The organism is Myxococcus vastator, assembly GCF_010894475.1.
GTDB classification, from domain to species: Bacteria; Myxococcota; Myxococcia; order Myxococcales; family Myxococcaceae; genus Myxococcus; species Myxococcus vastator.
In genome coordinates this window covers 1-10,424 of record NZ_JAAIYB010000310.1, presented here as the reverse complement: position 1 = coordinate 10,424, position 10,424 = coordinate 1, and the positions used below count along the sequence as shown (strand labels likewise).

At 72.9% G+C, this 10,424-nt stretch carries 8 protein-coding genes; 4 read left to right on the top strand and 4 right to left on the bottom strand.

The features are described 5' to 3' along the window. The first annotated feature begins 409 nt into the window (after positions 1-409). Complete coding sequence (locus G4D87_RS25905) at positions 410-643, top strand: hypothetical protein (RefSeq protein ID WP_002636478.1); 234 nt, start codon at positions 410-412, stop codon at positions 641-643. 73 nt (positions 644-716) lie between these two features. On the opposite strand, the gene G4D87_RS25900 is transcribed toward G4D87_RS25905, so the two are convergent. Both G4D87_RS25900 and G4D87_RS25895 read right to left on the bottom strand, forming a co-directional pair. Next, positions 717-2,234 carry a CAP domain-containing protein gene (locus G4D87_RS25900; RefSeq protein WP_163784986.1) on the bottom strand — a complete coding sequence of 506 codons (1,518 nt, stop codon included), beginning with the start codon at positions 2,232-2,234 and terminating at the stop codon, positions 717-719. Continuing rightward, positions 2,234-2,539 (bottom strand): DciA family protein, encoded by a 306-nt coding sequence (locus tag G4D87_RS25895; RefSeq protein WP_163784984.1) that lies wholly within the window; start codon positions 2,537-2,539, stop codon positions 2,234-2,236. The genes G4D87_RS25900 and G4D87_RS25895 overlap by 1 nt, the downstream gene beginning before the upstream one ends. A 203-nt stretch (positions 2,540-2,742) precedes the next feature. On the opposite strand from G4D87_RS25895, the gene G4D87_RS25890 reads away from it, so the two are divergent. Both G4D87_RS25890 and G4D87_RS25885 read left to right on the top strand, forming a co-directional pair. Continuing rightward, positions 2,743-5,328, top strand: a complete 2,586-nt coding sequence (locus G4D87_RS25890) for a carboxypeptidase-like regulatory domain-containing protein (protein ID WP_240358612.1) — start codon at positions 2,743-2,745, stop codon at positions 5,326-5,328. A gap of 92 nt (positions 5,329-5,420) precedes the next feature. Next, a complete protein-coding gene (locus tag G4D87_RS25885) occupies positions 5,421-6,296 on the top strand; it encodes a GGDEF domain-containing protein (protein WP_163784980.1) in 876 nt (291 codons plus the stop codon). A gap of 40 nt (positions 6,297-6,336) precedes the next feature. Here the strand turns inward: G4D87_RS25885 and G4D87_RS25880 are convergent, their stop codons facing one another. Beyond that, entirely contained in the window at positions 6,337-8,199 is a 1,863-nt protein-coding gene (locus G4D87_RS25880; RefSeq protein ID WP_163784978.1) for a lysophospholipid acyltransferase family protein, read from the bottom strand. A gap of 2 nt (positions 8,200-8,201) precedes the next feature. Then, positions 8,202-9,164, bottom strand: a complete 963-nt coding sequence (locus G4D87_RS25875) for an SDR family oxidoreductase (RefSeq protein ID WP_163784976.1) — start codon at positions 9,162-9,164, stop codon at positions 8,202-8,204. Between the two features lie 102 nt (positions 9,165-9,266). Here G4D87_RS25875 and mutL point away from each other — a divergent pair. Next, a partial coding sequence (gene mutL / locus G4D87_RS25870) for a DNA mismatch repair endonuclease MutL (protein WP_163784975.1) occupies positions 9,267-10,424 on the top strand: 1,158 nt, incomplete at its 3' end.

The window sequence follows — 10,424 nt, the reverse complement described above, 5'->3', positions numbered from 1 at the left end:
CCCAGCGAAATCCCAGCAACCACCCCCACGACCCACCCACTCAAACTCATGTGGTCTTCCTTTCACGACGCGGCTTTGCGGCCTGCCAACGGGACGCACACACCGATCATTCCCCTTGCCCTGGAGGGAGGGTGGTTTGACAGCGGGCGCGACAAGTCCTAGATCCGCGCGGTGTCGGGCCAGTCCTGACTGTTCATCACCCGATGTCATTCGCTGAAAGCGTCCAGGCGATTACGTGCACTTGGGTAGGAACAGCCGACCCATTGCGTCACCCGGAGTGAATCACTACCTTGCGCCGCCGCTCAGCGCCACTCCGGTCCGTCGTCGCATGGCGGGTCCAGTCGTTGTCGTCAGGTAGCACTGCTCGTTCACAGCGCTCGGGGGGGAAACAGTTCAGAGGGAGGGCTTCATGAAGCCGTGTCCAGCCGATCTGCCACAAACCATCAACCCCGAAGCCGGGCCGAAGCGTGCCGGCGTCGAGACCCACCGCAACCTCAACTGTCATCAGTATGACAACTGCCTGGATGAAGCCGTCCGGCGAGGTTGGCAGTCGTTCACCTGCATGAAGTGCCCGATGTATCAGCAGGTGGCGCCGCCGCAGATGGGGCTCGAGGCCTACGCCACGCAGCGCCGGCCCGTCTGAGCGGGGTTCCTGGCGTTGACGCCCCTGGCCACACCCACCGGGGGCACCCCGCACGGCGTCTGCGTGCGGGACCTCAGGGGACGGCCGCGTAGATGACGGCCACCCAGTATTGATTCGTGCCGAAGCGGCGGGAGTCTCCCCGCACCACGCCCACGCCCACGCGGTTGTTCGTGGCGTCGGCCAGGCTGCGGGACTCCGGAATCGCCGTGGGGTCCGACACCACGAAGAAGTCCACGGACGCCGTCCCCGCGTCGGGCAGCAGCTCGAAGACGCGGTCGTGCACCGGGGCTTCACCGGGCTGGGCAGAGGGCTGGTCCAGCTCCAGCGCGCGCGTGGCGTGGGCGCGGGCCAGTGTCTCCAGGGCGGCGTTGCGCGTCAGGGGCGGCAGCTTGCGGGTGGCGCGCAGCCGGCTCAGCGCGTCGTAGGCCTCCTGCCGCGGGTCCGCCAGCTCCGGCGAAGCGGGTGGGGCGACGGTGAAGACCTCGGTGAGGACGGCCTCCTCGCGCCCGTTCACCGTGTGGAACGCCACGCCCACGCCCATGAAGCGGAAGCCCGGGTCCAGCACGTTGCGCCGGTGGCCAGGGCTGTGCTCGATGCCGAAGTGGGCCGCCAGCGGCCCCGCGGCCAGGCCCAGGTTCTCTCCCGCGCGCACATAGCGGGCGCCCGCCGGCAGGCGCTTCGTCAGGGTGGAGCCGTCCGGGGCGATGTGGGCGAAGAAGCCCTCCTTCGACATGCGCGCGCTGTAGTCCAGGGCCACCTGCTCCAGCACGGCGTCGGGGGACAGCTCGGGCAACGCGTGGGCGCGGCGGAGGGCGTTGATGCGCTCGTAGACGGCCCGGCGGGCGTCCTCCAGCGTGGTGGGCTCGGCGGTGTCCTCGATGGCGGCGTGCTTTCGGGGTTCACCCCGGTCCACCAGGAAGAGCGCCGCCACCTCCGGCCCGCCGTCCGCGCGTCCCACCACCTCCACCGTGTACGTGCCCGGCGTGGCGAAGGCGAGCCGGCTGCAGAAGCCGCCCCGCGCGCCCCGGTTCTGGACGGGCATGAGCGTCACCCCGCCGTTCGGCTGGGTGACGTACACCTCTGCCCGCCGCAGCGGAGAAACCAGGGCGCCGCAGAGCGTCACGGCCGAGCGCTTGTCCTGGGCGATGAGGCGCGGGAAGTCCTGGAGCTCCGCCTTGCGGTCCACCAGCAGCAGGACGAGCGCCGCGCGCTTGCCGAGGACGGACACGCCCACGCCGAAGTGCGAGGCGCGCTCGCTGTTGAAGTCGTCGCGGTCGAGGAAGGTCTCGATGGCGTGCCGTGGCACCCACGCCCGGATGACCAGCGCCCGGGGGGAGGGGTCCGCCGCGCCCGCGTCGCTGACGGCGGAGGTGAGGGTGAAGAGGCCCGGCGCGCCGGTGGTGTATTCGGTGAGGGCCTCGTGCGCCAGTCGCCGCGCGGCGGTGGTCAGCTTCGGGTCCTCCACCGGGACGCGCCGTCCCACGCGCTCGAATTCGCGGCTGACGTGCTGGGCGGCGCTGCGTTCCATGCCGGACGACGGCGGCGGCGGCGCGGCGGCCAGGAAGGCGCTGAGCGCCAACAGGGCCATCATCATCGGCGCGCCACCTGGAACGTGAAGGAGAGGGCCGTCACCGTGCCGGGGCCGAGCCGGGCGTTGAGCTGCTCGCACAGCGAGGCCGCTTCGGACTCCAGCGACTGGGCCCACTGGGCGCCCGTCACCGCCACCACCAGGGTGGTTCCATGCAGGGCCTGGGGGGTGGTGTGGCGCGCGAGGTGCGGACCGACCACCGCCGCCCACACCGGCGCCAGCGCGTGGCCCTTGCCGGACTCTCCCGCCAGGCGTGCCAGGACGCGGGGAAGGAGACTTTCCAGGGACTTGGGTTCACCACGGGCCATCGGGGGGCGATCATCGATCCGTTACCCCCGAAAGCCAACTGTCGCTTGCGGAGGAGGGGCGCACGGCGGGCGGACGGGCTATGATGGGGCTCGAAGGGCGGCGGCCGGCGCCGCGTACCGTCGCGCAGCGCGCGTCCTGCCTGTAAGGTCGCGGACGGTCCCCCCGGAGCCGCATCCGTATGAGTCCCACACCCCGTCCCCTCGTGCTGGCTTGCCTGGCCTGTGTCCTGCTGTGCCTGAGCGGCTGCGGCGACATGGACATGGGGGCTGACCTCCCCATCGGTCCGTTCCCACAGGGGACCTACTGCTCCGTCGATCAGGACTGCCCGGACCCCGCGCTCTTCTTCTGTGATTCGGCCACCTCGCGCTGCGAGCCCGCCTGCCTGACGCGCGAGGACTGCGGCCAGGCGCGGCGGGGCGCTCATGCGCTGGCCGCGTGTGACGAGGCCGGCGGCGCCGGTTGCCAATGCGACATGAACCGGTGCGTGCCCGTCGTCTGTGCCGCCGACACGGACTGTGCCCCGGGCGCGGTGTGCCGCGACGGAGCGTGTGGCGCGCCGCCGTCCGAGGCCCGGGCGGTGGCGTGCGAGGTGACGCCGGACGTCGTCGTGGGCACCCCGGGCATGACGGTGGACTTCCGGGTGTGGGTGCGCGAGGCGACGGGCGCGCCGCTGGTGCTGCGTGACGGCGTGGCGTGGGAGGCGCTGTCCGCCTCCGTCGTCGGGGGCGGAGACGGCCACCAGGCCTCCGTCGTGCTGGGCGAGCCCGCCTCGGAGCACCTGGCGCTGGCGGCCCGGGTGGGCAGCGCCTCCTGCCATGCGCGCGTCACCGTGCTGCCCGCCGAGGTGGCCCCGGGCGGGGTGCGCGTGCTGGTGGTGGATGCGCTCACCGGGCGCCCGGTGCCGCTGGCCGTCGTCGCGGTGTCCGATGGCGACGGCGACCCGGAAGCGGCCATGGTGACGAACGCCGACGGCGCCGCCTGGGTGCCCGCGGAGGGGGAGGTGGCGCTCTCCGCCTTCCACCCCGACTACGGCTACCTGACGCTGGCGCGCCACGACGCCAGCCAGTTCCGCGACGTGCGGATGGCCCTGCGCCGCAACCCCTTGGACCGCTTCGGCGGCGTGAAGGGCCCGTTCCCCACGCTGACGGAGACCGTCGCGACGGCGGTTTCGCTGCGCGTGGGGCTGATGGGGTTGTCCGTGCCGGGGCTCCCCTCCGAGCTGGCCCCCGAGTCCTTCCTGGGCCCGGAGCGCGAGCTGGCGCTCCCCTTGGGCACGGGCCCGGACCGCCTGTCGCTGCCGTCGGGGAGCGCGCTGTGGCTGACGGGCAGCGCGATGCCGGAGGTCGCGGCCCCGGGCGTGGCGGGGGTGTGTGACGACTCGCTGCCCGGCGTGCTGGACGCGGAGCTGGCCATTCGCACGGGCGCCTGCGGGACGCGGACGGCCTGGGCGCTGACGGGCGCGCTCCCCCTGAAGGAGCTTCCCCTCAACCTGCTGGCGCCGGGGATGGATCCGCTGCTGCAACTGGGGCAGTTGCTGCCCGGCTCCACGCGCTTCTCGTCGGCGCTGTCGCGTGACGCCCGCTTCACCCTGGCGCCCACGCCCGGCATCCTCACCGGCGAGCCGGATACCCGCGCGGCCGAGTACGCGCAGGCGCTGCCTTTCGAGCGGGGAGCGCCGGGCGTGCGGCTGTCGTTCCCCTTCGCCGTGCGTGTGCCGTCGCTGCCTCAGTACCGGGGCGCGCACCTGGACCGCGCCTATGTGGTGGCCACCGTGGCGGTCCCCGGCCGGGGCATGGTGCCGTTGGGGCTGGGCGCCGCGGCCAACGTGGCGCCGGCCGACCCGAACACGGACGCGAATGCGCGGCTGGGCCGGCCCGGGCTGGTGCCTGTCCGCATGGCGCCCACGCATCGGGGCCTGGAGGGACTGCCGTACCGGTTGGTGGTGTCGGCCACGTCGGGGCACCACGCCCAGGACGGCACGGTGGCCACCAGCGCGCTCGTGGCCAACCTGCCCAGGCCGGAGTTCGACCCGGAGGGCCTGCGGCCCGTGGACGCGGGGCTGAGCTTCCTCTCCCTTCCGGAGTCCGCTCGCTACAACTTCGACGGGGACGCCCACGGCGAGCTCGAAGGCCGCGAGTTCCAGGCCCAGGTGGACGGACGGGCCAGCGTGGTGCGCGCCGAGTTCACCACCCGCGCCGGCCGCCGCTGGACGGTGTTGATGGACCCGGACGACACGGACGGCGGCGTGGTCGTTCCCCGGCCGCCGCTGGGGTTCGAGGACCGCACCTTCGACGGCTTGCCGCGGGACGCGCGGGCGAAGCTCCAGGTGGAGGCGCTGCGCGTGCGGGGCCTGGACCGGCGCATGGGGCAGGGCCCGTCCCGCCTGGTGGCCGCGGAGGGCCCGGGCGTGGAGCGGCTCGCGGACCTGACGGAGGCCGTCGCCACGCTGAGCCTGGGCCGGCCGGAGGTGACGTGGCGCCACCCGGAGGCGGACGGGCAGCGGCTGGCCCGAGGCAGCGCGGTGCGGGTGAGCGTCTCCGGCTTCCGCCTGGGCACGGGGCCAGGGGGCGAAGGCCAGGTGCGCGTCAGCCTGCGGGGCGGCACGGATTGCGACGGCCAGGTGCTGTTCGCCGCCGCCCCCTTGGCGCCGGGACGCGGCGAGGCGGAGCTGCAGCTCCCGGCGACGTGCTCGGGGCTGGGCGTGTCGCTGGTGGCCACCCTGGTGGACCTGGAGGGTGACCCCCTGCGCCCCCCTGTCACCGCGACCCGGCAGGTCGACCTTCCCTGAGGCCCGAGTGCGGGAACACCCACCTGGATTCCCATGCACTGACTCGCTTTCTTGATTTGCCGGGTGGTAGCGTTGTTGTCCCGGGAGGCAAGGTGCAGAAGGAGACGGTCGTCACGGTCATCTCGAAGATCTCCGACCGGCCGGTCAACCTCGACGCGGCGCTGGTGGTGATCTACGGCTTGGACCTGGGGCGCAAGTTCGACCTCAGGTCCGAGGAGACGCTCATCGGGCGCTCATCCAAGGCGGACATCCAGATCGACCAGGAGTCGGTCAGCCGCAACCACGCGAGCATCACCAATTCGCGCGAGGGCGTGCGCATCCGCGACCTGGGCTCCACCAACGGCACGTTCGTCAACGACGAGCTGGCGGAGGGCGTGCGCGAGCTGCGCAACGGCGACCTGGTGAAGATTGGCCGCACCATCTTCAAGTACATCGCCGGCGGCAACATCGAGGCCGCGTACCACGACGAAATCTACCGGCTGACCACGATGGACGGCCTCACGCAGATCTACAACCGGCGCTACTTCGACGAGCAGCTGGACCGGGAGATTTCGCGGAGCCGCCGCTACGAGCGGATGCTGTCGCTGGTGCTGCTGGACATCGACCACTTCAAGGCCGTGAACGACAAGTACGGGCACCTGGCGGGTGACTCGGTGCTCAAGCAGCTGGCGTCCACGGTGCGCACGAAGATCCGCCGCGAGGACGTGTTCGCGCGCTACGGCGGCGAGGAGTTCGCCATCCTGCTGCCGGAGGTGTCGCTGGTCGGCACGCGCCAGCTCGCGGAGAAGGTGCGCCGGCTGGTGGAGAAGCAGCGCTTCGAGTTCGACCGGCAGGCGATCCCCGTCACGGTGTCCGTGGGCCTCGCGGTGCTGGAGCCCCACCACCGCGAGTCGGGGGAGCTGGTGCGCGACGCCGACGAGAAGCTCTTCGAGGCGAAGACGTCCGGCCGCAACCGCGTGGTGGGCTGAGTCTCCAGCCCACGCCGCGCCTGTCCAGGTGCCGTGCGCGTCAGCCCGCGAAGACGGAGCGGCGCTCGCGCAGCAGCGACTGGAGCATGCTCTGGATGGCCTCGCGGGTGCGCTCGGTGAGGCGCTGGACTTCGCCCAGGTCGTCCGCCGCCTCGGGGGCGAGGTCCTCGACGCCAATGGGCTCGCCGAAGCGGATGCTCCACTTGGCCGGCAGGGGCAGGGGGCCCAGCGGCGTGAGGGGCACGAAGGGCAGGCCCAGGAAGGACGCGGGGATGCGGCCCAGCAGGGGCGACGTCTCCTCCGCGCCGACGATGGCCACGGGGACGATGGGCGCGCCGGTGCGCAGCGCCAGCTTCACGAAGCCGCCGCGGCCGAAGCGCTTCAGGCGGTACCGCTCACCGAAGGGCTTGCTGAGGGCCTGGTAGCCCTCGGGGAAGACGACCAGCGGGCGGTGCTCGTCCAGGAGCCGCAGCGCGTTCTCCGGGCAGGCCCGCACGGCGCCCAGGCGGTTGAAGAGCGTGCCCACCATGGGTGCGTGGAAGACCTGGTCCTCCACCAGCCAGCGCGGCTCTCGCAGGTCCGGGCGCTCACGCGTGAGGGCCATGGACATGACGAGCCCGTCGTAGGGCAGGGCGCCCGAATGGTTGGCCACCAGGATGGCCGCGCCCGGCGGCACGTGGTCCACGCCCTGCACGGACACGCGCCAGTACTGCGAATAGAGGAACTCGAGCACGGGCTCCAGTCGCTCGACGAGCGAGGGGTCCTTGCCGTACGCGTCCAGGTTCGCGCCACCGCCGGTGCCCAGGCTCGCGCGGACCATGTCCTTCAGCCCGCCCATCGCGAGCATCGCCCGGGCCAGGCTCTCGCTCGCCAGCGCCTGCCCGGCGATGTCACGCGCCAGGGACAGGGCCGCCACGGCGCGCTCCGCCAGGGGACGGACGCCCTCGGGCTCACCGCGTCCGAACTCCGGAGCGAAGGACTCCCGAGCGGACTCACCCGCGCTCGCGGCGGGCGGCGGCACCAGCGACAGCGGGCCCCTGCGGCCGGGCGGGAACTCGTCGCGCGTGGCATCCGGCAGCTCCACCTCCGGCTCCACCGCGGAGGTGTCCGCCTCTTGCGTCACCACGACGCGGACGGAGGTCTCCTGCTCCCACCGGGTGACGGCCGGAGCCTCCGGCGGGGCGGGGGGGGCACGCCCCTCGTCCATGGCGGCCCGCGCCGCGCTGTCCGCCACCTGCGCGGCCACGGCGGCGGCGAGCTCCTGCTCCTGCTCCTGTGGCTGGGCAGGTGAGCCCTGCTCCAGGGCTTCCTCCACCGCGGCTTCGGCCAGCTCGGTCGCGAGCTCCGCGGCCATGAGCCGCTCGAGCTCGGCGTCGGGGCCGGGCCGTGCGCCCAGCGCCGCGTCCACCGCGGCGGTGGCGGTGGCTTCGGCCACGTCGGCGGCCAGGGCTTCCGCCAGGGCATGGTCCACGTCGCGCTGCTTCGCCGTGAGGGCCCCGGCATCATTCACCGGGCCGGGAGCTGGTGTGTCCAGCGTGGACGCCGCGGGCTCGCGCAAGGGGAGGGCGGCGTCGCCTGGGCCGTGGGCGGCGTCCCGGGTGGCATGCGGCGGCTGAGCGTGGGCCGTGGCCTTCGCCCGCTGCGCCGGGGCGCCCTTCCTGCCTCCGGCCGCCTTGCCGCCCTTGGCCTTCGCGGGCGTCTTCCTGGCTTCGTGCTTGCGCGGCTTCGCGGAGGCCGCCTTGCCACCGGCCTTCGCGGCCGCCATCCCGCCATTCCCTGGCTGCTTCTTCGTCACCGTCTCCGCGGCGGCGGCCTTCTCCTCGCCACCCGGCGTGGAAGCCTCGGTGGGGCGCGACGCGGCGCCGCGCTTGAAGGGATCGTTCCCAAGGACGCCCTTGGCCATGACTAGCTCCTCTTCAGCGCCGCAGCGGCGTCTCTGACATGGTGGAGGGGGATGAACCCGAGTACGGATTCGGCGCGCTCGCCGTCCGCGACCCATGAGTAATGGATGTAGTCGAGCAGGGCCACGGGCAACGTGCCCGCGCCCACGGCGTCCAACGTATGCAGGCCGGCCCGGAACAACGGCCCTGGCAGGGGAAGCGGCCGCGCGCCCGCCTGCTGAATGAGTCCGGAGATCGGCATCACCCCGTGGCCCACGATGTTGAACTCGCCGGAGGCGTCCGCGCGCAGGGCCAGGTGCAAGGCCCGCGCGGCGTCGTCCTCGTGCAGCCCCTGCCAGAGCGGATCGAACCCCATCAGCGTGGGCACCACCGGGTTCTTCAAGAAGCGCGTGGCCGGGTTGTCCACCGAGGGACCGAGCACCGGCGCGAAGCGGAGCACCAGCACGCGCATGTCCGGATGCCGCTCCCGGAAGGCGCGCACCTGGCCTTCCACCTCCACCTTGTCGGTGACGAAGCGGCTGTGCGGGCAACCCTGGAGCGCCGAGTCCTCGCGCAGCAGTGCGGGGTTGTTGCCGCGCGCCCCGTAGACGGCCGTCATGGAGGGCACCACCAGCCGGGGCAGCCGCGAGCGGCCCGCCGCCGTCAGCACGTTCATGGTGCCGATGACCTCCAGCTCGTGCGCCAGGGAGCCGTTGCGGATGGGGCCGAACAGGAACGCCAGGTGGTAGAGCGCGTCCACGAGGCGCTCGGTGAGCGCGTCGGTGAGCTCGCTCTCGGCGTCGTACCGGGTGAGGTCCACGCGGTGGAACTCCACCTTGTCGCCCTCCGGCCGGGTGACGTCGAGCACGAGGATGCTCTCCACGTCGGGGTCCTGGTCCAGCCGCGACAGCAGGAGCCGCCCATAGTCGCCGCTCGCGCCGGTCACCGCGATGCGCAGCCGCCCCTTGCCTGGTCGTGACACGTCCATACGCGGCGCCGTGTGTTAGCCCAGCCGCCTGGGATTGTCAGCCGCGACGCCTGTTGTGTTGCTGGACAACGTCGCCTGGGTGGCGGAGGGTGTCCGGCCGTCATGTCCCGGATTGCCCGTCTCAGCGACGTCCTCATCAACAAGATCGCCGCCGGCGAGGTGGTGGAGCGCCCCGCCTCCGTCGTGAAGGAGCTGGTGGAGAACGCCATCGACGCCGGGGCCAGCACGGTCCGCGTCGAGCTGGACGGCGGGGGGGTGGACCGCATCATCGTGTCGGATGACGGGCACGGCATGGGGCGCACGGACGCCGTGGCCTGCCTGGAGCGCCACGCCACCAGCAAGCTGCGCGAGCTGGACGACCTGTTCCACATCGACTCCATGGGGTTCCGGGGCGAGGCCATCCCCGCCATCGCATCCGTTTCCCGGTTCACACTTCACACCGCGGACGCGAGCTCCGAGGTGGGCACGCGGGTGTCGGTGGAGGGCGGCGGGCCACCGCTGGTGGAGGACGCGCCGCCGAGGACGGGCACCGTCATCACGATAGAGGACCTGTTCTTCAACGTGCCCGCGCGCCGCAAGTTCCTGCGCCGGGGCGACACGGAGCTGAAGCACGCGGAGGAGGCCGTGGTGCGGCTGGCCCTGGCGTACCCGGAGGTGGGCTTCTTCGCCTCGCACGAGGGCGGCACGCTCTTCTCCAGCGCGGCCTGCCCGGATGACCCGCGCGAGCGCATCGCCGCGGCGCTGGGCTCCACGGCCCACCCGCACCTGTTCCCCGTGGAGGAGCGCCGGCTGGGCGTGGCCGTCACGGGGTATGCCGCCTCGCCCGAGTTCACCTTCAACAACGCGCGCGGCCTCTACACCTTCGTCAACCGCCGCTACATCCGGGACCGGGGCCTCATTGGCACCATCCAGCGCGCGTACCAGGACTTCCTCGCCGCAGGGCGCCAGCCCGTGGTGGTGCTGCACATCGACGTGGACCCGCGCGCGGTGGACGTCAACGTGCACCCCCAGAAGCAGGAGGTCCGCTTCGCCGACGCCCGGGGTGTCCAGGAGGCGGTGACGGCCGCGCTCAGCCGCATGCTGCGCGCCGCGCCGTGGCTGGGCTCGGGCGTGGAGGGCGCCGGGGCCCAGGCCGGCCAGCCCATGGACGCCGCGCACTACGCGCACGCGGTGGAGCGCTTCCTCACCCGCGCCCAGGAGGCCGCGTGGGGCGGCCCGCTGCCCACCGCCATGGACGCGCCGGGGGGGCCCGGTCCGGGG

Excerpts from the sequence above, each read along its gene's own strand:
- G4D87_RS25905 (WP_002636478.1), top strand. The coding sequence starts at position 410 with ATGAAGCCGTGTCCAGCCGATCTGCCACAAACCATCAACCCCGAAGCC.
- G4D87_RS25900 (WP_163784986.1), bottom strand. The coding sequence starts at position 2,234 with ATGATGGCCCTGTTGGCGCTCAGCGCCTTCCTGGCCGCCGCGCCGCCG.
- G4D87_RS25895 (WP_163784984.1), bottom strand. The coding sequence starts at position 2,539 with ATGGCCCGTGGTGAACCCAAGTCCCTGGAAAGTCTCCTTCCCCGCGTC.
- G4D87_RS25880 (WP_163784978.1), bottom strand. The coding sequence starts at position 8,199 with ATGGCCAAGGGCGTCCTTGGGAACGATCCCTTCAAGCGCGGCGCCGCG.
- G4D87_RS25875 (WP_163784976.1), bottom strand. The coding sequence starts at position 9,164 with ATGGACGTGTCACGACCAGGCAAGGGGCGGCTGCGCATCGCGGTGACC.